Source organism: Fortiea contorta PCC 7126 (assembly GCF_000332295.1).
Taxonomy (GTDB): Bacteria; Cyanobacteriota; Cyanobacteriia; order Cyanobacteriales; family Nostocaceae; genus Fortiea; species Fortiea contorta.
Window position 1 is genome coordinate 5,013,969 of the sequence record NZ_KB235930.1, and the last position, 21,157, is coordinate 5,035,125.

The window sequence follows — 21,157 nt, forward strand, 5'->3', positions numbered from 1 at the left end:
AATAACGAGATTTGCAAATTTACTTTGAGAGGACTATTTTATACCACTTTGTACACGCCACAGGCTAGCGTAAATACCATCTTGTGCTAGCAATTGCTCATGGATACCTGATTCTACTATTTGTCCATGTTCCATGACATAAATGTTATCGGCGTGGCGGATGGTTGAGAGTCGGTGAGCGATCGCAATTGTTGTCCTGTTGATTGTAATTTGTTTGAGCGATCGCCCAATCGCTGCTTCTGTTTCATTATCCACCGCCGAGGTAGCCTCATCTAAAATCAGAATTGGCGGATTTTTCAATACAGCACGAGCGATCGCAATTCGTTGTTTTTGTCCACCTGATAATTTTTGCCCTCTTTCGCCGACAATTGTCTCATAACCTTGGGGCAAATTGATAATAAATTCGTGGGCTTCGGCTATTTTTGCGGCTGCAATTATGTGTGTTTCTTGGGCATCAAAGCTACCATAACCGATATTTTCTGCCACTGTACCATGAAATAAAAAGACATCTTGACTGACTAGGCCGATGCAACGTCGCAAATCTCGCAAATACAAGTTTTGTAAATCAATGCCATCTAGGGTAATAGAGCCATTTTGCAGTTCATATAATCGCAACAAAAGTTTAACTAAAGTGCTTTTGCCTGAGCCTGTAGCACCCACGATACCGATTGTATCCCCTGCGGGAATTCGTAGAGATAAATTTTGAATAACTGGTAGTCGCTCTCGATAGGCAAAAGTAACATTTTTAAACTCTATTTCTCCCCGCACCATATCTACTCTTAAAGCGATATTTCCTGGATGAATGGTAATAGGAGTATCTAATAAATCCATAACTCGATTAGTAGAAGCCATCGCCCTTTGATATAAATCAAAAGTGCCACCTAATCGAGTTAATGGCCATAATAAACCTTGGACTAGAAATACTAATGAACTATATGCGCCTACAGATATTTTACCGGCGACTGTTTGCATTCCTCCAAACAGTAACAAGGCTGTAAATCCTGCTAAAATAAACATGCGGATGAAGGGAATAAAAGCAGAGGAGAGGGCGATCGCTTTTCTGTTGCTTTGGCGATAACCAGCACTTTCCGTCTCCAATCGCCCCAGTTCAAATTCCTCAGCAGTGAAACTTTTAATTGTCATCATCCCACTGAGATTATTTGACAACCTCCCATTCAGTAAACTTACTTTTTCTCTGACCTCAGCGTAACGCGGCGCTAGTAATTGCTGAAAGGCGATCGCCCCCGACACAATAAATGGAATTGGTAATATTGCCATCCATGCTATATTAGGAGCCACAATAAAAAACACACCACTAATGACCACAACTGAGGTGGTGACATGGATAATGTCGTTTGCTCCCACATCTAAAAACCGCTCTAATTGGTTAATATCATCACTGAGGATAGACATCAAACCACCAGTGCTGTTTTCTTCAAAATAAGCCAATTCCAGCTTTTGCAGATGCTCATAGGCATCCAACCGGAGGTTATGTTGAATATTTTGTGCCAAGTTACGCCATAGCACCTGATAGCAGTACTCAAAAAATGATTCCAGAATCCAAACGATTACCGTCAGCAGCGCTAGGATCAGAAATTGCCCAAAGATATCTTTAACTCCCCACTGAGCAATGATAGAATTCTGCTGTTTGACTGTCACATCCACAGCTAACCCAATTAATGCAGGTGGTGCTAAATCGAACAGTTTATTGAGAATGGAAGAAGCGATCGCTAACCAAACTTGTTGACGATATTGGTGTCCATAGTTGAGTAGGCGAGAGAGGGGATGCACGAAATGCTGACGCTTTCTTAATACCTGATCAGACTTAGATGCTATAGCCACAGTTGTTCACAGTTGCGTGCAAATGATACTACCATAAACAGCCACATAATCCCAATTTTAGATTTTTTGCCACTCTCTACAGGCATAATCTATGTCACCATAGTACAGGAAATTTCTGATGACGCTCAAGGAGATAATAAATTGAAAAATCCACAATTTGCTAACTGGCAAACTACAGCTTTAGGAATTTTTTTGGCACTAGTTGTAATTACTAGTCTTAACTCTTTTATTATCATCAATCCAGGGCAAGCGGGAGTGATTAGTATTTTGGGGAAAGCTAAAGATGGGGCTTTGCTAGAAGGTATCCACCTCAAACCACCCTTAATTTCCAACATCGATGTGTATGATTTGACAGTGCAAAAATTTGAAGTTCCCGCCGAAAGTTCTACTAAAGATTTGCAAAATTTGTCTGCGAGATTTGCGATCAACTTTCGCCTTGACCCAACACAAGTAGTGGAGGTGAGAAGGAAACAAGGGACACTAGAAAACATCGTCTCTAAAATTATCGCCCCCCAAACTCAAGAAGCCTTCAAAATAGCTGCAGCCAGAAGGACAGTAGAAGAAGCAATTACCAAAAGAAGCGAATTAAAAGAAGATTTTGACACCGCTTTGAGCGATCGCTTAGACAAATATGGGATAATTGTGTTAGATACTAGCGTAATTGACTTGACTTTTTCTCCGGAATTTGCTAGGGCAGTAGAAGAAAAACAAATCGCCGAACAACGAGCACAGAGAGCCGTTTACGTAGCGCGGGAAGCTGAACAAGAAGCGCAAGCAGACATTAACCGTGCTAAGGGTAAAGCCGAAGCTCAAAGGCTTTTAGCCGAGACTCTCAAAGCGCAAGGAGGACAATTAGTGCTACAAAAAGAAGCGATAGAAGCTTGGAAGACAGGCGGTGCTCAAATGCCAAAAGTTCTAGTTATGGGTAGTGATTCCGAAGGTGGCGTCCCCTTCATCTTCAATCTCGGAAATATGTCAAATCAGCAGTGATTTTAGTAAATAATGTTCCATAGGGTGGGGAACTTCAATCAATATGTATCAACATAGCTGAAAAGGACAAACATTTTCATTGTTCCTAGAGAAGACCCCACACAAAATTTCTGGCAAATAACAACTTTTATAAGTTGGTTTTATTTGCACCACCTGACTGACAAAAAATATCAACCCCATAATAAACCGCTTTATGTCAACTCCTAATCATCACAACTTTACTGCCGAAGAAGCGAAAAAATTGCTAAACAAATTTAACTGTTTAGATATCGCGCCTATCCTCAAGCCATCAGAAAAAGTTTCCGTTCGTCGAGCACTAAGTTTAATTACTAGTCTTTCTGATTATCAAATTCTCGGAATTTGTGCTGATACCGCAGGAGAAGGAATGCTGGCGATGAAAACCTATTCTCAAGCTTTTGGTTATGAAGCACCGAGCAATTTACCAATAATTGAAGGGCCAGTTTATATCAAATTAAATGGCAAAAATGGCTTGTGCTACCTTGATTCTTACGCTGGACATCATCGCGGAGTTTTAGTATCTTGCCAGTCTTATAGTACAGCGGGAATTAACGAAATGTATGGACATTTGCCCCTTGATTTATTTGTATAGAAATTCTCAGCAATTACAATTGTCTGTAGGTAGGGCAAAAGTCTTACCTACTAATTATTTGGGAATGGTAAAACAATATGAGTATTATTACACTGCAAGCTGTTAAAAAAGACTTTGGTATTAAAGAAATTTTAAAAGACGCTAACTTTAGCTTAGATGTTACAGATAAAGTCGGATTAATTGGTACAAATGGCTCAGGAAAATCAACTCTATTAAAAATGATCGCTGGACTAGAGTCAATTGACAGTGGTCAAATTTTAGTTAACTCTGGTGCAAAAATCGTTTATCTTCCGCAGCAGCCAGATTTAGATGAAAATCGCACAGTTTTAGAGCAAATTTTCGCCGATAGCGGTGAACATATGGCTTTGGTACGAGAATATGAAGAACTTTCAGATAAATTAGCTCACTACCCAGAAGACACTCAATTAATGTCTCGTCTTTCTGAAGTGATGCAAAAAATGGATACAACAGGTGCGTGGGAACTAGAAACTAATGCCAAAATCATCCTCACCAAGTTAGGAATTTCTAACTTTGAAGCCACTATCGGTAGTTTGTCTGGAGGTTATCGCAAACGCATCGCTCTTGCTACAGCTTTGTTATCAGCACCAGATGCTTTGCTCATGGATGAGCCAACAAACCATCTCGATGCTCTTTCTGTAGAATGGTTGCAAAGTTACTTGAATCGCTATCGTGGCGCACTATTTCTCATTACCCACGATCGCTATTTTTTAGATCGTGTCACTAATCGCATCATTGAAATTGACCGAGGCGATATTTACACTTACACAGGTAACTATTCATATTATCTGGAAAAGAAAGCTTTAGCTGAAGAATCTGCTATCAGCAGTCAACGGAAACATCAAGGGATTTTGCGGCGCGAGTTGGAATGGCTGAAAAAAGGCCCAAAAGCCCGGAGTACCAAACAAAAAGCCAGAATAGAACGTGCTCACGCACTGCGTGATACCGAGTTTAAACAAGCTCAAGGTAAAGTTGATATTTCTACAGTTAGTCGCCGCATTGGCAAAAAAGTTATTGACCTCAATCATATTTCTAAATCGTACAGCGATCGCACTTTAATTAAAGACTTCACCTACGAATTTAGCCCAGAAGATAGAATCGGCATTATTGGTGCTAACGGCGCAGGTAAATCCACTTTAATGGATATCATTACCCGCAAAATTCAGCCAGATTCAGGAACCGTAGAAATTGGTGCGACAATTCACATTGGTTATTTTAACCAACATTCAGAAGAATTGCTCACAGCATTAAATGAAAACCAGCGGGTCATCGACTATATCAAAGAAGAAGGGGAATTTATTAAAATAGCCGACGGTACTCAAATCACCGCTTCCCAAATGTTGGAACGGTTCTTGTTTCCTGGAAATCAACAATATGCACCTATTCATAAACTTTCTGGTGGTGAGAAACGGCGATTATTTCTCTTGCGCTTGCTCATGGGTGCACCGAATGTTTTAATCTTAGATGAACCGACTAATGATTTAGATGTGCAAACATTAGCAGTGCTAGAAGACTATCTAGAAGATTTTTCTGGATGTGTAATTGTAGTTTCTCACGATCGCTACTTTTTAGACCGCACTGTAGACACGATTTTTGCCTTAGAATCAGGTGGAGTTGTGCGACAATATCCCGGTAATTATTCTGTTTATTTAGACTACAAAAAAGCCGAAGAAGCCCAACAATCGACGCAGAATACTAAAGACAAGCCAAAAAATATAGAACCGCAAAAAACTACATCTCCAGAACCAGAAAACAAAAAGCGACGCCGACTTTCCAATTGGGAAAAGCGCGAATTTGAACAATTGGAAGGGAAAATTGCCAAACTAGAATCGGAGAAAGCAGAAGCAGAAAAAGCATTAGTAAATGTGGGTGCGGGGAATTATACTCAAGTGCAAAAATTATATGAGCAAGTAGAAACGCTCAAAGTTGCAATTGATGTAGCAACTGAACGCTGGTTAGAATTAGCTGAAATGGATTCTTAAACAGATTGAAATTACCATGCGATTGTGAGTTAACAGAAAGGAAATTATGCAAAACCTCGTCAGAATTACCCGCAACCCAGAAGTCATGGGCGGTAAACCCTGCATCCGGGGGCTACGCGTCACCGTTGGTGCGATTGTAGGTTTAATGGCATCAGGACACGCCAAGAGCGACATACTCGCAGCATATCCTTACTTAGAAGAAGCAGATATATATGAAGCACTTGCTTATGCTGCTTGGCGAGCGGAAGAAATTGAAGTTCCGCTGAAAAGTTTACCGGACAATTGCTTTATACCGGGAAACCCGTCCACTGCGGTGTCCTAATGAAAATTTTAATTGACATGAATTTGTCCCCAGATTGGGTAAAGGTTTTCGAGAAGTACGATATTGAAGCTGTCCACTGGTCTAATGTTGGTGAACCCCGTGACAAAGATACGGTAATTATGGACTGGGCAAGAGCCAACAGATATATTGTGTTTACCCACGATTTAGATTTTGGTTCTTTGTTAGCAGCAACAGGAGTAGAAACACCAAGTGTCATTCAAGTAAGGACGCAAGATATTTTACCTACCAGTATTGAAAATATTATAATTTCTGCCTTACGCCAGTTTGAATTTGAACTAGATAATGGTGCTTTAGTTACCGTTGACCAAGCACAATCTAGGGTCAGGATTTTACCAATTAGACGCGGATAAAACTTTAAATTGTAATTGATTCACTACAAAAAGATTGGCTAAAACCAGAACAAGAGAAAGCATGGCAAGATTTGAACGACCAAACGCAACAGCCGAGTAGTATCTTTTATTTGCTAATTTCACAGCAGCAGATTTGAGAAATGCAAATTTGAACGGTGCTACTTTAAATGAAACTATCTGCTTGGATGCGTTGGTTGGGGGATGTAATTTTGGTAAAGCGGCTGGTTTAACCGATAAGCAACGTAAAGATTTGCAACTACGCGGAGCTAGGTTTAGTGATTCAGAAGATGATGAGTTAGCGATTCTTAGTTGAGGTATGGAATTAATGTTTTTTTAACGCAGAGGAGCGCAGAGGAAAACGCAGAGGTACGCGGAGGTCTGCTCAATTTTATGAGTGGTTCAGTGGATGATAATTAAGTAAAATTCTTAAATAATTTATGAATAAGTCTATTAATTTACCTCAAAAACTCATGCTTTTGGGTTCAGGGGAACTGGGCAAAGAGTTTGTGATTGCTGCTCAACGTTTGGGGAATTATGTAATTGCTGTTGACCGCTATGCTAATGCGCCAGCAATGCAGGTTGCTGACTGTTTTGAAGTGATTTCTATGCTGAGTGCTGATGATTTAGAGGCGGTAGTTATGAAGCACCAGCCTGATTTTATTATCCCAGAAATTGAGGCAATTAGAACTGAAAAACTGGCAGAATTTGAGCAGCGAGGAATCACAGTTATTCCTACAGCAGACGCTACTAACTACACCATGAACCGCGACCGAATTCGGGAGTTAGCGCACCAAGAATTAGGGATTAGAACTGCTAAATATGGTTACGCTACAACCTTAGATGAATTTGTAGCAGTTTCTGATATAATTGGGTTTCCTAATGTTGTTAAACCTGTGATGTCATCCTCTGGTAAAGGTCAGTCGGTAGTCAAAGACCAGAGTGAGGTTGAGACAGCTTGGAATTATGCGATCGCTAATTCTAGAGGTGATACCCAAAAAGTAATTATCGAAGAGTTTATCAACTTTGAAATTGAAATTACTCTCTTGACGATTAAACAGTGGAATGCACCGACAATATATTGTGAGCCAATTGGTCATCGTCAAGCAAGAGGTGATTATCAAGAATCTTGGCAACCTGCAGAAATTTCTCCAGAAAAAATAGCCGAATCGCAAGCAATCGCTAAGAAAATTACTGATGCTTTGGGTGGTGCGGGAATTTTCGGTGTTGAGTTTTTTATCACTCAAGATGAAGTGATATTTTCTGAACTTTCTCCCCGACCACATGATACAGGAATGGTGACATTAATTTCCCAAAACCTGAATGAGTTTGAACTGCATTTAAGAGCTATTTTAGGCTTACCTATTCCTAACATAGACTTGTTAGCACCTTCAGCAAGTGCGGTAATTTTAGCAGCAGAAAAATCAGATTCCATAGCCTTTACTGGTGTAGCAGATGCTTTATCAGAATCAGATGTAGATATTAGGCTATTTGGTAAACCCAGCGCTCATCCCTATCGCCGTATGGGAGTGGCTTTAGCTAAAGGATTAAATGTGCAAACAGCAAGGGAAAAAGCTACCAGAGTAGCAAGTAAAATTAAATTGGTTTAGCATCATAAATTCAAATCTACAGCAATGCGATGGGCACAAGCAAATCCAGAAAACGCCACAGCATTTAATCCTTGGCCAGGAAAGGTGCTATCCCCTACGCAATAAAGTCCCGGAATCGCTGTACGATTAAATGGCATCCCCAATAATCCCCATAATTTCCGTCGGGGTATGGGCCCATAAGTCCCATCTACTCGACTCAAAAAACGGCGATGGGTGCGTGGTGTTCCTGCTTCCAAATAGTCCAACCCAGCATCTAAACCGGGAAAAATCCGCTCTAGTCGGTCAATAATTTGTCCTGCTACAGCTTCTTTCTTGGCGTCATATTCACTCTCGGTCAATCCTTGCCAATTATCTATCCAGTCGGGGGTAAAGGCATGAATGATATGATAGCCCTCTGGTGCTAAATCTGGGTCAAGCAAGGTGGGAATAGACACAAAAACCGTACCTAAGTGTGCTGTCATTTGCTGCCAATTTTCTAACAGAATGTGGTGACATTCTGTACCTCGAGACAAAACTGATTTTTGCACTCCCAAATGCAAACTGAAAAAGCTGGGGGATTTTTGATAACGTTGTTGCCAATTTTTTTCATTATCTGGTATGTCGTCTTTTGGTAATAGTTTTTCAAAGGTATCCCAACGTGTAGCATTAGAAACTATCCGTTTACTTTGATATATTTGACCATTAGCCAGTTGTACACCGATAGCGCGTCCTCTTTCTGTGATAATCTTCGTCACTCTGGCTTGATATTGAATTTTTCCGCCTGTTTTTTCTAAACCTTCTACCAATTTTTGAGCAATTTTTCCTACGCCACCTTTAGGGTAATTAACACCGCCATAATGCCTATCTGAAAATACCATCCCTGCATTAATCATCGGCGTCATATTAGCTGGAACCACTGACCAGCAATAACATTCCATATCAATAAATTTTAATAACTGGGAATCTTTGATGTATCGCCGCGTCACATCGCCGACATTTTGTGGTAAATATTTAGCTAAACCGAGACATGCTAAAGGATGCTGGAAAAATGCTCGCATTAAATACCGAGGTTCTTCTAGTGACAGCAACTCCATGGTATTGAGGCAATTAAATACTTGCCAACATTCGTGATAAAAGCGACGGATACCATCTGCTTCATGAGGAAAATAAGCAATAAGATTTTGCAAAAATTTTTCATAAATTCGGTCAACTTTCAAGTCTAAACCCTGGGGGAGATGATAGTGAATCTGCACTGAGTCAGGGATTGTTTCTAAGTTGACATTGACAGCATCAAGAGCGCGGGTGAGTAAGTTAGTAGTTCCATGTTGTCCCAAGCCAAAAATCATGGATGCGCCGACATCGAAGCGATAGCCTTGTCTTTCAAAGTAACCAGCACTCCCACCAGGAATCAGATAACTTTCCAGTACTAATACTTTCGCCCCCTTCGCTGCTAATTGGGTTGCAGTTACTAACCCACCAATACCAGAGCCAATGACGATGACATCAAATGAGGAACTATGAACCATAATTTATAGTGAAAAACTCACAATAAATATTACTAGTAGAAGCGGGGAATAGGGAATAGGGAGGTGGGGAGTGTGGGGAGTGTGGGGAGTGTGGGGAGTGTGGGGAGTGTGGGGAGTGTGGGGAGTGTGGGGAGTGTGGGGAGTGTGGGAAGTGTGGGGGGTGTGGGGAGACAGAGAAAATAACCATTAGCTATTGTTTATTTTATGATCACAAATAATTAATCACCAATCACAAATAATTAATCACCAATCACACATAATTAATCACCAATCACACATAATTAATCACCAATCACACATAATCAATACCAATCATAAAAAAGAGGGACAAGCCTGCTACCGCTGGCTAATCCCGTCTGCCGATCCTTAAAGAGAGGAGAACACTGATTAACAATATAACCTCGATTGAGAATATCTGTCAACTACTAATGAAATATATTTTCAATAAGTTGGAATGTGTTGATTTTAGCATCTAGTCGTAGCCAGGAGGGAACGTAGAGTATTATGATGTTTCAGTTCTTATTTATTAAAAAACGCGCCTATTGCTGCCTATGACGCTACAACTGCGTGTGTATGTTCCACCCCATCCCCTCATTAAGCACTGGTTGGCGGTGGCGCGAGATGCAGCCACACCTTCAGTATTATTTCGGAGTGCAATGACTGAGTTGGGGCGATGGCTGACTTATGAAGCGGCTCGAGATTGGCTACCAACGCTAGAAACAACGGTGCAGAGTCCTTTAGATTCCTGTCCGGCTACTTTAATTGATCCACAAGTGCCTGTGGCTGTGGTGCCGATTCTCCGGGCTGGGCTAGGATTATTGGAGGGAGCGCAGACGTTGCTACCTTTAGCATCAGTTTATCATTTGGGCTTGGTGCGAGACGAAGAGACGTTAGAACCTTCGTGTTACCTGAATAAATTGCCAGAAAAATTTTCTCCCCAAACGCGGGTGTTAATTACCGATCCGATGTTGGCAACTGGCGGATCGATTATGACAGCAATGGCAGAATTAACACAACGGGGTGCTGATCCTAGTTTAACCAGAATTGTTTGCGTGGTGGCTGCTCCACCAGCTTTGCAAAAACTGAGTGCGGCTTATCCTGGTTTAAATGTTTACACTGCGGCTATTGATGAAACACTCAATGGCAACGGATATATTGTACCGGGATTAGGTGATGCAGGCGATCGCACCTTTGGGACTTAAGCTAGTATGCAGCTAGGGAAGAAAAATAGCTTTACTAGTGTAAAAATCGCAAAGTTTCTTGAAGGCGGTTAAAGATATGAGTCAGCGAGATGGTTTCGCCAGTGGTTTTTTCGCAGGAGCAGTTTTCGGTAGTGTCGTCGGTGGCGTTTTGGGGGCCTTGATCGCATCACGACATGATGTAGAATTGGCAGCAGATGAAGACACGGAACTGACTAATAACCAAGCTGAAGCTAAAACAATCTCAGGTAAACGGCGTCAGATGCGGGCTTCAGAAAGCAACAGCATCGAAATGGAAACGGCAAGGCGATCGCTAGAAGATAAAATTGCTCAGTTGAATGCGACAATTGATGAAGTGCGAAAGCAACTGGGCAATGTCAACGGCAGTTCGTCTGGATCAATAAGCGATCGCTCCGTTACCAAAGACGCCTAAACTGCTCTAGCCTTGGTGAAGATGTCAAATTGTGGTGAAAGGCTTTCATCAGCCGCAGACACCGCGACATGGACTCAATTAAAATCAATAAATAAGACCAATTTTGTCACTTAGCAAAAAACCAACCCATCCATGAATCTATTGTTTGCAGTCCTGGCTGCCTTCTTCACATATTACGGCTATTTACTAATTGTTCGGGTTCTGTTGACCTGGTTCCCTAACATCGACTGGTATAACCAACCATTCGCTGCTTTGAGCCAAATCACAGACCCGTATCTGAATATTTTCCGCTCATTCATTCCCCCATTAGGCGGGATGGACATTTCTCCTGTGTTAGCGATTATACTGCTGCAGGTGTTGGGTGGCTTTATGGACACCCTCAGCCGCACTCCAGCTTTCTTTTAACCGGGTCATGGGTAATGGGTAATAGGAACTGGTAAATTTTTCATCCTTAATTACCAATCCCCAATTACCAATTACCAGTATCCCGATTGGTGGTACTAATTTTCAGTTCCAGATATGTTATTTATTAACGCCGCACTTGACCGCTAAACCCAGCAGCTTTAAACTGCTTCAACTTTAATGGTGTGGGCTGAGTCGCGGGAACAGAAATCCTCAATTCAAAATCACTGACACCCGGTGGAACTTCTGCGATAGAACCTAAACGGGTGCGGTTTTGCATGACAGAATCGTTGTTGGCGTCATATATCCGACCGAAAATATCTGCATCGTATACTGTCTTATAAGTGCCATTTTCAGCTTTGCCCTTGACAATAAAGCAATTAGCCGCCGCAGAACCACTACTAATGACAGCACCTTGTGCTAACTCTGGGGGACACTCATTGTAAGAAAGATCAAATAGTCGAATCTGTGTCAACGCTACAGCAACAGGAGTAGACACCCATAATATCACCCCCGTCATCCAGGCGAGCAATATCACCTTGGTAAGTCTCAAGTATTTGGTAGCAAAAGACTCTAAAGCCTTCAGAGAAATAGAAAAAGGGAAATAATGCATAGGTAAGAGTGCCATATTAGCAAAGAAAATTATGTAACATTTATAGCGAACCAAGAATTATCACTAACTCCCAACCCAATAATTAGCACTGTTTTTAATTACAGCTTACCGGAATTTAACTACCAAGAGATTGAAGACAGAAATTTAACTTTTGCAATAATGAGAAAAAACAACTCTAAATTGCGATGAGCTTATGACGCCAGATGAGGTTGAAGCCGCCTTGCAAACAGCCTTTAATAGTTGTGATGCAGCTAGGTGTCCTCTTACGGATATGCAGAAACAAATATTACTGCAAGTCATGGAGCAAATTCAAGGTAATTGTGATTCTAGTGCATTGGATACTGCTAATCCCTTGGATGAACTAACTGCAGAGGAATTAGAAATATTTTTACAGTTTGTCAAGACAGAAGAACAACAAAACCGCACTTGGAAAGTGCAATTACTCAACGACTGGTTGCTAGAAACTGATTCAGGGACAGTACAGTTTATCCGCGATCGCTATGGTTTAAAGTGGTTATATCGCGTCGAATCCTATCATTTTGACAAGTACTCTGATATTGAGGATGCCTTAAAACTAAGAGTAGGCGATCGCATTGAAATTTCCAACTCTCTGTGGGAATGGGTGCGGGAAGACGGCCCCTGTAAGCGTGAGTGGTTTCCTTGCACAGTACTGCAAATTGATACAGTTAGTAACGATGATGATTCCTTTACCAACGGCGTCATTCGCTTTGCAGATGGAACCGAGTATCAAATTCAAGGTATCTGTGAATGGAACCGCTACAACTGGCGCTGGCCGAGGAAGGATGAAGGATGAAGGATGAAGTATGAAGTATGAAGTATGAAAATAGTTGAGGACATACGCCCGCCTTTGGTAATGGGTAATGGGTAATAGGCCTTTTTACCAATTCCCAATTACCAGTTACCAATTCCCGCGAAATCCCACCCCTAGAAGGAGTGGGATGAGCTTACTGTATAAAGTATGCAGATATCTTGATCTACTCGCTTCACAGAAATTATTAAACATCTAATTTTTTAACCTTAAATTAGTGTTTTCTTAATTTTGTTGGGATAACTTGACTATGCTGAGTCAAATTTAACACCCATTTTCCCATGACTGTTAAATTACCCAACATACAAATATCTTCTAGATATGCTTACACAATAGGCGGTGTGAGGATTGCGTAATCTATGGGTAATCACATAGGCAGGCGATTAATTATACATTCTTCTTTCCAATTTCTAACTATCCTGCTGATTAGTAACACACTCTTTTGAGTGAAAAATTGTCTTGCTGATCAAGCTTTTTGTAGCGGACTAGTAATCATAAATTTTAAACTTCACACACAACAATGGCTAATTTACTTCAACCAAATCGCATAGGGTTTGTCAAACTAGACGGTGCAGAAATATCTGATTTTGATCCTAAATCAAAACGGATTTTTGTCACTGGTGAACCGGGTGGTAAACCTCTACTTCAAGTAATCGATGCGGCTGATCCTAAAAATTTAAAAATCCAATCATTGATTGACCTGTCGAGTTTGGGTGGTGGGATTCAAAGTGTAGCAGTTAGGAAAGCGACGGGAACTGGAAATAGCATTGTGGCTGTGGCAATTTCGGCAACTAAAGCCACCGATCCTGGTAAGGTTGTTTTCTATGATGCGTCCACTCTGACTAAACTTGCAGAAGTGACTGTTGGCGCTTTACCTGACATGCTGACCTTCACTCCTGATGGTAGTAAATTGTTGGTGGCGAATGAAGGAGAACCGAGTGAAGATTACACAATTGATCCTGAAGGTTCAATTAGTATTATCGACGTTTCCGGGGCAATTACTGCTTTAGATAACAGTAAAGTTCAGACTGCTGATTTTAAAGCATTTAATGGTCAAGAAGCTAGTTTGAGAACAGCGGGTGTGCGGATTTTTGGCAAATTAGCTAATGGGACTAATTCCACAGCCGCGCAAGATTTTGAACCAGAATATATAGCAGTTTCTCCAGATGGCAAAACTGCTTTTGTGACACTACAAGAAAATAATGCTTTTGCAATTGTTGATTTGGCTACGGCTAAAGTTACTAGCGTTGTTCCCCTGGGTTTCAAAGATCACAGTAAACCGGGGAATGGTTTTGATGCTAGCGATCGCGATGTTGATGGTACAAGTAGTGCAGGTGGGAAAGTAAATATTCAAACCTGGCCTGTTTTTGGGATGTATCAACCAGACGGGCTAGCGTCTTTCCAAGTCGGCGGAAAAACCTACTACATCAGCGCCAATGAAGGCGATTCCCGCGTTCGTCCTACAGCCAATGGGGTATTTGGAAATGAGGGGGTAATCTTCAATGAAGAGACGCGGGTAGCGAGTTTGAAGCTTGACCCGATTGCGTTTCCCAATGCGAGTGAACTGCAAAAACCCCAAAATCTCGGACGTCTCACAGTCACCAACACCCTAGGAGATACTGACGGTGATGGAGACTTTGATAAAATCTACGCTTATGGTGCTCGTTCCTTCTCAATTTGGGATGACCAAGGCAAGTTAGTATTTGATAGCGGCGACCAATTTGAGCAATATTTCGCCAAAGAATTACCCAGCTTTTTTAACGCAGACAGCGGTAATCCCGCGGCTAAAGACACCCGTTCAGATAATAAAGGCCCTGAACCAGAAAGCGCAATTGTAGGTGTGATTAACGGAAAACCTTATGGTTTCATCGCCTTAGAACGCGCGGGTGGGGGTGTGATGGTATATGACTTGAGTAACCCCATAACGCCGCAGTTTGTTCAGTATGTCCGCACCGATACTGATATTAGTCCAGAAGGGTTAAAGTTTATCTCTGCTGAAGATAGTCCCAATGGTCAGCCATTGTTAGCAGTGACTAACGAGTTAAGTTACACCGTTAGTCTTTACCAAATTGATGTACCCGTTGTTCCCAGTGATGGATCTTTTCAATTGCAGATTCTCCACGCTTCCGATTTTGAAGCTGGTATCCCTGCGTTGGATGATGCGGTGCGCTTTTCTGCAGTGTTGAATCGTCTGCGAACTGACCCCAATCTCCCCAGTAACGTAATTGCTAACACCTTGACGTTATCTTCTGGTGACAACTACATTCCCGGCGCTTTTCTCAATGCTTCTAGCGACGCTAGTTTAAATAATGTCGGGGGTTTGGGTGTCGGGACATCGGTAATTGGGCGCGGTGATATCGGAATTCTTAACGCCTTGGGTATCCAAGCTTCCGCATTGGGTAATCATGAGTTTGATTTGGGTGTCAGACAAGTTCGAGATATTCTCCGTCCCACTGGTGGGAATCCGGGTACAAATTTCCCCTATCTCAGCACTAACCTGAATTTTCAGCCAGAAATCACCGCTGGGAATTTAGCAGCTAGCGACTTAGCAACTAACCAAACTACCGCTGAAGCGAGCACGATTAAAAACAAGTTAGCGAAAAGTACAGTTATCACCGTAGCGGGTAATGACGGCGTTCTGGGAACTGCAGATGACCAGAAAATCGGGATTGTAGGAGCGACAACACCAACTCTACCGAATATTTCGTCCATAGGTGGTATCGTTGTTACACCGCAAAATCCCACCGATTTTGCAGCTTTAGCGGCGGAAATTCAGTCCACTGTCGATGTCCTCACAGGTCAAGGGATTAACAAAGTTATACTGCTAACACACATGCAGCAGATCAACGTCGAGCGGGATGAATTAGCGCCCCGGTTGCGGAATGTTGATGTGATCATTGCTGGTGGTTCTAACACACTGTTATCGGATGCTAACGATATTCTGCGCGCTGGTGATACTAGCGATGGAAGTTACCCAATTGTTAAAACTGCTGCTGATGGTAAACCAGTTTTGGTGGTTAACACTGACGGTAACTATAGATATGTCGGTCGTTTGGTGACTGAGTTTGATAAAGACGGTGTGATTAACGTCAGCAAACTGGATAACAAGATTAACGGTGCTTACGCTACAGACGAAGCTGGAGTAGACCGGGTGTATGGTAGCGATGTCAACCCCCGAAATGTGGCTGATTCTAGGGTAGTTGCAATTACCGATGGCTTGCGGAATGTGATTTCTGCCAAAGACAATTTGATTGTGGGTAAATCCAGCGTCTTCCTCAATGGTAGCCGTGAAGATGTCCGCACCCAAGAAACTAACTTTGGGAATTTAACAGCAGACGCTAACTTGTGGTTAGCTCGTCAAATTGACCCCACAGTGGTGATTTCGCTGAAAAATGGCGGCGGAATTCGCGATAATATCGGTGTGGTGGAAGCAGCACCAGGGGCTGTTGATAGTAATGATATTCGGAAATTGCCTACTCAACCTAATCCCTTAGCACCTAATAAACAAACTGGGGATGTTTCTCAGTTAGATGTGGAAAACTCTCTGCGGTTTAACAACGACCTCAGTTTGGTGACAGTCACCGCTCAACAATTGCGCTGGATAATTGAACATGGGGTAGCGGGGACTCGTCCTGGCGCCACACCCGGTCAGTTTCCCCAGGTAGCGGGAATTAACTTTAGTTTCGACCCCACCAAAACAGCGATCGCTTTTAATAACCAAACCGGTGAAGTCACAACCCAGGGCGATCGCATTCGCAGTCTGACTGTCGTCAACACCGATGGTTCTCCCCGCGACACCATTGTCCAAGATGGTAAGCTAGTCGGCGATCCTAACCGGACTTTCCGCATCGTCACCCTGAACTTCCTCGCAGGAACAACCAACGCTAACATTTTGGGTGGTGATAACTATCCTTTCCCCAAATTTATCAAAGATAATCCTACCCTCGCCAATCGAGTTGATTTACGTGGTGAAAATCCTGCAGAAGATGTCAACCGTAACGGGAAAGTAGATACCGCCCTTCCCCTCGCACCCGGCGCTTTTACCTTCGCTGCTGCGGGTTCCGAACAAGATGCTTTTGCGGAATACTTGAAAGCTGTGTATGGCAACACATCATATAATATCGCTGACAAAGGCTTCCGTACCGATAACCCCCGTATCGTTAATTTGCAATCGGGAACTCCCACCACCCGCAACACAGATAACACCTTCACCTTGGGGATTAACTCCAACCTCCGCGTCACTCTCAAGGGAGTCAACAGCACTGGGGTGAATGAAATCGGCGTGTTTACAGTCGATGATAACCAAAACCGGATCAACGGAATTGCTCCAGGTTCTGCAGCCTACACCCAAGAAGCATTGAAACGAGGTAAGGTGATTTTATCAGCGATCGCCAACAACCCCCAAGGTTACGACCCCGCCCAACTTTCCCGCATCGTCAGCGGTTTAAATAGCGGTTCTCGCCTCGTCTTCTACTTGGTACAAAACGGCACAACTGATGGTGTACTGGCGGGAAAAAATGCTAATGTTCTCTTCGGTACAACCGCTGGGAATGCTGCCAAAGTATCAAATTTAGGCACTAATAGTTACGAAATAGCTTGGCGCGACCAACAAAACAACTCCGTCTTTAACAACTTAGTTGTTACTGTAGAAAATACTAATAGTGCGGAAACATTAGGTACAAGGCTCCAAGGACAACAAGAAAGAGAACTCATCGACCTACGCGGTCTTACAGGTCAAGTAAAAGCCGACTTCACAGTCAACCGCGAAGCCGGATTTAACAACTTTGTCGGTTTCTATCGCGTCGTTGACGAAAAAGGCGGTATCGACACCAACGGTGATGGGACTGTGGACATCTTACCAGGACAATCTGGTTACACCCAAGCCGCAGTTAGAGGCAGAGTCGCAGGTATAGATTTGACAGTGGCGAATCAAGGAACCGCCAGCTTTACAGGTAAACAACTAGCTGGTGGTGGTATATTTGCTCCCTTCATCATCAGTAATGGTACTGTAGAGCAAGTTCTCAGCGGGCAAAATAACCAAGTTTATTTCCCCTACCTAGGAGCAAATCCTGATAAAGTAGATCACATTAGCATCTTAGGTGACAACACCTTCGGCTTTGAAGATTTAGCAGGTGGTGGGGATTTGGACTATAACGACATTATTGTCCGTGCCAATTTGAGCCTTGTTTAATATTATCCCATAGCACAACCTCAATGTGGAGACGTAAAATTTTACGTCTCTACAGGAGTTTTTCTACAACACGAAATCATTTTCGTACATTAAATCTTTGCCTGCCCCATAGCAATCCTCAATAATTTGTGAGAAGCTAGATACCCGACTTCTTCAAGAATTCGGGTATCTAATTAATACCCATTCTGCAAGCCCGGAAATTTATTTCCGGCTCAAAGCTAAAACCCATTTTAATAGGTTAAAAGATTCCACAGTCAGCTACTCCGATAGAGGTACTACACCTTGCTATATAATCATCTACCACATAAGTATTATTGCAAAATCCTATGACTCAAACCCTACCATTACCAGTAACCTTCGAGGAATTTATCGAGTGGTATCCCAACGACGGGGTGCGATACGAGCTACATAATGGAGTAATTATTGAGATGGCACCCCCAACTGGAGACCATGAGAAAGTTGTTGGATTTTTAGCCGAGAAAATAACTATAGAGTATGTACGTTTAGGGTTACCTTACCGCATCCCCAAGACTGCTTTTGTCAAAACACCTTCCGCTAAATCCACTTACTTACCCGATGTATTATTACTAAATCTTGATAATCTCGGCAACGAACCTCTTTTTCAAAAACAGTCAACAGTTACTCAAGCAGCATCTGTACCATTAATAGTCGAAGTCGTGAGTCAGTGCGTTGCGCGGGTTCCCCGCGTTGAAGCAACTGACGTTAGCGCAGCGTTAGCGAGTCTTCGAGCGTCACCCGTAAGGGTGAGTACAAATTGGCGAGATGACTATCACCTGAAGTTTGCTGATTATGAGCAAATGGGTATCCCTGAATTCTGGATCGCGGATTATGCAGCTAATGGTGGTAAGCGGTTCATTGGAGACCCCAAGCAGCCTACTTTCTCGGTATGTCAGCTTGTGGGGGATGAGTACCAAATAACCAAGTTCACGGGGAATAATCTAATCGTATCCCCCACCTTCTCCCAACTCAATCTAACTGCACAGCAGGTTTTTGATGCGGCTTTGTGAGTAGAAATGCAGACACTAAGCAAAGCTCGAATTACGAATTACTAATTAATTACTCATTGTGTGCGATCGCCCTTATTTGAGAGGATGTTTGTAAAGTCCAAGAAAGTATAATTTTGTCATTCTGACTGGAGCGCAGCATAAGGAAGAATCTAATGTTTGGGGCATATACTCAGATGTTTCATTCCGCTACGCTACATTCAACATGACGAGGACATTCTATCTATTCTTAATTTTGACTTCTAGATTCTAAGTGTAAATTGGTATGATGATTAATATCAACTCTACCGTTAATTTAATCAAGCAAACTGTCAAAAATGACCAATTCTGGTTATTAGCCATAGGTGCGAGTTTGATAGCGATTAATCTCACCCTCATCTGGCGAGGAAATCAGGTTAATCTTTTCAGCATCAGTTGTTTATTTTGGATGGCTATATCTTTATTAATTTGGGAAAGACGCCAACAATTAAATTTAGAAAGTGATATTTTATCCAGTATTTTAGGAATACTCGTCATTGCTTTTGTATTTTTTAGGAGTGCATCACCAAATAATTTAGGCAGTTTCTTTCATTTTTTACCAGTAATTTCTGCCCTTGGTTTAGCACTGCTCGCTTCTGGTATTCACGGAATCAAGCAATATCAAAGAGAAATAATTGCTCTATTTTTAGTTTTTACTTCTAATTTATTACGTCCCCATTTAATTGATATATCTCCACTGACAGCACAATTTTCCACCTTAATTCTTTGGTATACAGGATTTGAGGTCAATCTTGTGGGAGGAGTGGAAATTCATCTTCCCACAGGATCTGTCAGAGTATATGAAGGTTGTTCGGGAATGTCGCAGATAATAAATTTGTTAGCGTTAGCAATCTTGTTTAACTTAATCTTCCCACGTAACAAACAACAAAAAATCCTCATCTCAGTTGTGGCGGTGGTTTTGGGCTTTGTTGTCAACAGTTTTAGAGTTGTACTGTTAACTATTCTCTCGGCAAAAAACGATTTATCTGCCTTTGATTATTGGCACATAGGCGGTGGATCTAAGGTATTTTTCTTGATAGCAGCTTTATTATTTGGATGCTTTTTCTGGTTTATACTGCGAATAAGTGAAACAGATAATCTGCCGCCAACGGAATCGTAAAAGTGCTCATCAATCAACAATTTCGTGCACCATTTTTAGCTGTCATCTTTGCTGGCGCTATTTTAGTTTTGGGTAAATTGATTCTCTCTCCAACTTCAGCCCCACCAGAAATTACCTCATTCGTTTTTCCCCCAGAAGTACCACTACCACAATGGCGCTTAAGTGAGAGTTTCTCCCCACCAGAACCAAAAGCACAAGCTGCAGAAATCATCTCCCAAAACTACTATCGCTACATCCAAAACAGTAAACAGCTTGATATTGACATGCGCTATTTGATGCTTGAGTACACTCACTTTAGCATTAAGAACTTAACTCCCATCTCGACTTCTGCCATTGTGCGCCAGCATCAAAAAGTAGGTTTTTATGGCTTGGGAATTGATCAACAGCGAGCCTATCTTAGTAGCTGTATTAACCCACGGGGCGGTAGTACCTTCACTGTAGAACAGTTTAACCGCAATCGCTATCTTTATGACCTGCGTCCTCAATATTTCTTGTCTTGGTTGTTAGGTAAGGACTCTCTTTTAGATAGACGTTGTTTGTGGGTAAATCTGTCAGTTCCTCTCCAAGGTTCTTCACCCCAAGCAGCTTATCAAGTTTTAGAAAACGCTTGGATTCCCTGGTATCAATGGTGGGAAATCCGCTTTCCCCAGCCATGATTTTCGTTATATTTCCAGTAATTAAGTATATCTTGATGATTTGTAGTTGATAGTAATCAAGGTATTAAGGGGGTCTGTTAGAGATATAAACACAAAAATTATCCGAAAAAATAAAATTCAGATAAATTTCTTCAAAAAAATGCACGTATTAATTTAAACTTAACCTTACATGTATATACTGATTTTTAGCATATCGATTAAGCTGCAACTACCACTTTACATTCTCGCTCATTAAGCAGTTGTACTGAATATCAAAATATATTTGTAACAGAAATGTTACTGATAGGAATAATCTGGGTGACTGACAGTACTTATATCTACCTTCTCTCGCTTTGATTGAGTTAAGAACTTCTCAGAGCACCCTTAAATTTCGTACTGGTGCCTCTAATGTTAGAAGTTTCGAGTTGCTTACACCTCACAACAA

General features: G+C 41.9%; 17 protein-coding genes and 1 pseudogene. 15 read left to right on the forward strand and 3 right to left on the reverse strand.

Going from position 1 to position 21,157, the window contains the following annotated elements; translation table 11 throughout:
• Positions 1 to 33: 33 nt before the first annotated feature.
• Positions 34 to 1,842 (reverse strand): ABC transporter ATP-binding protein, encoded by a 1,809-nt coding sequence (locus MIC7126_RS0123515; protein WP_026100486.1) that lies wholly within the window; start codon positions 1,840 to 1,842, stop codon positions 34 to 36.
• Between the two features lie 141 nt (positions 1,843 to 1,983).
• Here MIC7126_RS0123515 and MIC7126_RS0123520 point away from each other — a divergent pair, with 141 nt between their 5' ends.
• The 7 genes and pseudogenes from MIC7126_RS0123520 to purT all read left to right on the forward strand — a co-directional run bounded on the left by MIC7126_RS0123520 (position 1,984) and on the right by purT (position 7,742).
• A complete protein-coding gene (locus tag MIC7126_RS0123520) occupies positions 1,984 to 2,832 on the forward strand; it encodes a prohibitin family protein (RefSeq protein WP_026100487.1) in 849 nt (282 codons plus the stop codon).
• 193 nt (positions 2,833 to 3,025) lie between these two features.
• Positions 3,026 to 3,442 carry a DUF1824 family protein gene (locus tag MIC7126_RS0123525; protein WP_017655584.1) on the forward strand — a complete coding sequence of 139 codons (417 nt, stop codon included), beginning with the start codon at positions 3,026 to 3,028 and terminating at the stop codon, positions 3,440 to 3,442.
• Between the two features lie 77 nt (positions 3,443 to 3,519).
• A complete protein-coding gene (locus tag MIC7126_RS0123530) occupies positions 3,520 to 5,442 on the forward strand; it encodes an ABC-F family ATP-binding cassette domain-containing protein (RefSeq protein WP_017655585.1) in 1,923 nt (640 codons plus the stop codon).
• 46 nt (positions 5,443 to 5,488) lie between these two features.
• On the forward strand, positions 5,489 to 5,764 hold the full coding sequence (locus tag MIC7126_RS0123535) for a DUF433 domain-containing protein (RefSeq protein WP_017655586.1): 276 nt from the start codon (positions 5,489 to 5,491) through the stop codon (positions 5,762 to 5,764).
• Positions 5,764 to 6,135, forward strand: coding sequence for a DUF5615 family PIN-like protein (locus MIC7126_RS0123540; RefSeq protein ID WP_017655587.1), 372 nt, complete (start codon positions 5,764 to 5,766; stop codon positions 6,133 to 6,135). The genes MIC7126_RS0123535 and MIC7126_RS0123540 overlap by 1 nt, the downstream gene beginning before the upstream one ends.
• 103 nt (positions 6,136 to 6,238) lie before the next feature.
• A pseudogene (locus tag MIC7126_RS28225) lies at positions 6,239 to 6,448 on the forward strand (pentapeptide repeat-containing protein); the annotation flags it as partial.
• A 124-nt stretch (positions 6,449 to 6,572) separates the two neighbouring features.
• Positions 6,573 to 7,742: a formate-dependent phosphoribosylglycinamide formyltransferase gene (gene purT / locus MIC7126_RS0123550; RefSeq protein WP_017655589.1), complete on the forward strand. Its 1,170-nt coding sequence runs from the start codon at positions 6,573 to 6,575 to the stop codon at positions 7,740 to 7,742.
• 2 nt (positions 7,743 to 7,744) lie between these two features.
• Here the strand turns inward: purT and crtH are convergent, their stop codons facing one another.
• On the reverse strand, positions 7,745 to 9,247 hold the full coding sequence (crtH, locus tag MIC7126_RS0123555; protein ID WP_017655590.1) for a carotenoid isomerase: 1,503 nt from the start codon (positions 9,245 to 9,247) through the stop codon (positions 7,745 to 7,747).
• 551 nt (positions 9,248 to 9,798) lie between these two features.
• Here crtH and upp point away from each other — a divergent pair.
• From upp to MIC7126_RS0123575, 3 genes are all read left to right on the forward strand, one after another.
• Positions 9,799 to 10,449 (forward strand): uracil phosphoribosyltransferase, encoded by a 651-nt coding sequence (gene upp / locus MIC7126_RS0123565; RefSeq protein WP_017655592.1) that lies wholly within the window; start codon positions 9,799 to 9,801, stop codon positions 10,447 to 10,449.
• Positions 10,450 to 10,525: 76 nt separating this feature from the next.
• The gene (locus MIC7126_RS0123570; protein WP_017655593.1) at positions 10,526 to 10,879 is read left to right on the forward strand and encodes a ssl2009 family thylakoid membrane protein; all 354 of its coding nucleotides are present in this window, start codon (positions 10,526 to 10,528) and stop codon (positions 10,877 to 10,879) included.
• A 132-nt stretch (positions 10,880 to 11,011) separates the two neighbouring features.
• Positions 11,012 to 11,284 (forward strand): YggT family protein, encoded by a 273-nt coding sequence (locus tag MIC7126_RS0123575; RefSeq protein ID WP_017655594.1) that lies wholly within the window; start codon positions 11,012 to 11,014, stop codon positions 11,282 to 11,284.
• A gap of 124 nt (positions 11,285 to 11,408) precedes the next feature.
• On the opposite strand, the gene MIC7126_RS0123580 is transcribed toward MIC7126_RS0123575, so the two are convergent.
• Entirely contained in the window at positions 11,409 to 11,801 is a 393-nt protein-coding gene (locus MIC7126_RS0123580; RefSeq protein ID WP_193787709.1) for a hypothetical protein, read from the reverse strand.
• A 286-nt stretch (positions 11,802 to 12,087) separates the two neighbouring features.
• Here MIC7126_RS0123580 and MIC7126_RS0123585 point away from each other — a divergent pair, with 286 nt between their 5' ends.
• The 5 genes from MIC7126_RS0123585 (at position 12,088) to MIC7126_RS0123605 (ending at position 20,733) form a co-directional block, all read left to right on the forward strand.
• Entirely contained in the window at positions 12,088 to 12,708 is a 621-nt protein-coding gene (locus MIC7126_RS0123585; protein ID WP_017655596.1) for a hypothetical protein, read from the forward strand.
• Between the two features lie 535 nt (positions 12,709 to 13,243).
• On the forward strand, positions 13,244 to 17,914 hold the full coding sequence (locus tag MIC7126_RS0123590) for a choice-of-anchor I family protein (RefSeq protein WP_017655597.1): 4,671 nt from the start codon (positions 13,244 to 13,246) through the stop codon (positions 17,912 to 17,914).
• 326 nt (positions 17,915 to 18,240) lie between these two features.
• Positions 18,241 to 18,942: a Uma2 family endonuclease gene (locus tag MIC7126_RS0123595; RefSeq protein WP_017655598.1), complete on the forward strand. Its 702-nt coding sequence runs from the start codon at positions 18,241 to 18,243 to the stop codon at positions 18,940 to 18,942.
• 262 nt (positions 18,943 to 19,204) lie between these two features.
• On the forward strand, positions 19,205 to 20,077 hold the full coding sequence (crtA, locus tag MIC7126_RS0123600) for a cyanoexosortase A (RefSeq protein ID WP_026100489.1): 873 nt from the start codon (positions 19,205 to 19,207) through the stop codon (positions 20,075 to 20,077).
• A 2-nt stretch (positions 20,078 to 20,079) separates the two neighbouring features.
• Complete coding sequence (locus MIC7126_RS0123605; RefSeq protein WP_017655600.1) at positions 20,080 to 20,733, forward strand: cyanoexosortase A system-associated protein; 654 nt, start codon at positions 20,080 to 20,082, stop codon at positions 20,731 to 20,733.
• Positions 20,734 to 21,157 lie beyond the last annotated feature (424 nt).

Bases quoted from the DNA above. Each gene is read 5' to 3' on its own strand.
- crtA (WP_026100489.1), top strand. From the start codon at position 19,205: ATGATGATTAATATCAACTCTACCGTTAATTTAATCAAGCAAACTGTC.
- MIC7126_RS0123590 (WP_017655597.1), top strand. From the start codon at position 13,244: ATGGCTAATTTACTTCAACCAAATCGCATAGGGTTTGTCAAACTAGAC.
- MIC7126_RS0123535 (WP_017655586.1), top strand. From the start codon at position 5,489: ATGCAAAACCTCGTCAGAATTACCCGCAACCCAGAAGTCATGGGCGGT.
- MIC7126_RS0123575 (WP_017655594.1), top strand. From the start codon at position 11,012: ATGAATCTATTGTTTGCAGTCCTGGCTGCCTTCTTCACATATTACGGC.
- crtH (WP_017655590.1), bottom strand. From the start codon at position 9,247: ATGGTTCATAGTTCCTCATTTGATGTCATCGTCATTGGCTCTGGTATT.
- MIC7126_RS0123530 (WP_017655585.1), top strand. From the start codon at position 3,520: ATGAGTATTATTACACTGCAAGCTGTTAAAAAAGACTTTGGTATTAAA.
- MIC7126_RS0123570 (WP_017655593.1), top strand. From the start codon at position 10,526: ATGAGTCAGCGAGATGGTTTCGCCAGTGGTTTTTTCGCAGGAGCAGTT.
- upp (WP_017655592.1), top strand. From the start codon at position 9,799: ATGACGCTACAACTGCGTGTGTATGTTCCACCCCATCCCCTCATTAAG.
- MIC7126_RS0123580 (WP_193787709.1), bottom strand. From the start codon at position 11,801: ATGACGGGGGTGATATTATGGGTGTCTACTCCTGTTGCTGTAGCGTTG.
- MIC7126_RS0123540 (WP_017655587.1), top strand. From the start codon at position 5,764: ATGAAAATTTTAATTGACATGAATTTGTCCCCAGATTGGGTAAAGGTT.
- MIC7126_RS0123525 (WP_017655584.1), top strand. From the start codon at position 3,026: ATGTCAACTCCTAATCATCACAACTTTACTGCCGAAGAAGCGAAAAAA.
- MIC7126_RS0123585 (WP_017655596.1), top strand. From the start codon at position 12,088: ATGACGCCAGATGAGGTTGAAGCCGCCTTGCAAACAGCCTTTAATAGT.
- MIC7126_RS0123595 (WP_017655598.1), top strand. From the start codon at position 18,241: ATGACTCAAACCCTACCATTACCAGTAACCTTCGAGGAATTTATCGAG.
- purT (WP_017655589.1), top strand. From the start codon at position 6,573: ATGAATAAGTCTATTAATTTACCTCAAAAACTCATGCTTTTGGGTTCA.